The following is a 1193-nucleotide window of genomic DNA, read 5'->3' on the forward strand; positions in this document are numbered from 1 at the left end:
AAATTGCGCCAAATCCAAGTCCACAACGTAGGGCTTGCCGCCGGCCACGATCTCGCGTGCCGCCTCGATCGCTTGGTGCTGGCTGCGCCCAGGGCGAAAGCCGTCGCTGTGGGCGGAGAAGGTCGGCTCGAAGATCGGCTCTAACAGGTGCTTGAGGGTCGCTTGCACGACCCGATCGCGCACCGTGGGCACGCCTAGGTTGCGCGTGCCGCGACCACCGGGCTTGGGAATCTCCACCCGTCGCACCGGTGCGGGTTTGTAGGTCCAGCTCTCAAGCTCCGCTTTTAGCCGGCCTAGCTCTTCGTCTACGCGCGAGTCAAACTCGGCAAGGGTGATTCCATCCACGCCGGGACTTCCTTTGTTCTTCTTCACGCGCTGAAAGCCTGCGCGCAGTCTGTCGAGCGTGCACAGTTCCTCGAAGAGTCTTCGCTCGTCGGTCAATAGGTCTTGTTGAAGCATGTCACTCTCTTTGCGCGGGGCCTTCGTCGATCTGCGCGGGCGCTGTACGGCCGGTGTCTACGTCTCGGCCTGGCGCCGGCTCCCTCGGCGGGCTGATCTCGTCCCCACGGTCTCTCATGGCTCTCTAAAACCGCTTACGTGTTCCGCCCTTCTCCTCCAACGTCCTTGTCGCTGGCCTGGTGTTTTCCCCTCAACGACGTCACCGCCGCGTCATCGGCATCAGGCTTTACGAGTACTACGGCTTCGTCTGCAGGCCCCCGTCCCATCACGTGTCACGTCTCCGCGCCGCTTAGGGCTTAAAGTGTCGTCGTTACACCGACCCAGGATCGACGGCCGCAACACCTCAGTAAGTCAGTCGCCTCTGTCTTCGCCCACCTGCCTTCTATACCGACAGGAGTTTACGTGGAGCATTTCGGGCTTTGGTGGTACGGGGCACCTCGCCCACCCCTGCCTGCCTCAACGAAGATTCGCTTTCGCTCAGGTGGCGAATTTGGACTCCGGCTTCCTTCAGATCCCTCATTGGCTCCCGTCCGGCCGCAGCCTTGCCGTCCGCCTCTTCCTTAAGGTGCAAACGGGAGTTTCTTCGGGCACCCTTGCCTTCGCCTACATGTTCCCCGCTCCCAGGGCCATGGCTGGACTTGCACCAGCTAGCCGACTGACATGCCGGTCACACCCGCGTGGGATTACTCCCCCGCGGCTCCCACAGATCCGGACATGCGGAACTCCCGCATCCG

1 protein-coding gene is annotated in these 1193 nt (G+C 62.4%); it reads right to left on the reverse strand.

The features are described 5' to 3' along the window. The coding region (locus VBE63_RS29810; protein WP_323686583.1) for a reverse transcriptase domain-containing protein at positions 1–459 on the reverse strand (459 nt) is incomplete at its 3' end. Positions 460–1193 lie beyond the last annotated feature (734 nt).

The organism is Lamprobacter sp. (assembly GCF_034860625.1).
GTDB lineage: Bacteria > Pseudomonadota > Gammaproteobacteria > Chromatiales > Chromatiaceae > Lamprobacter.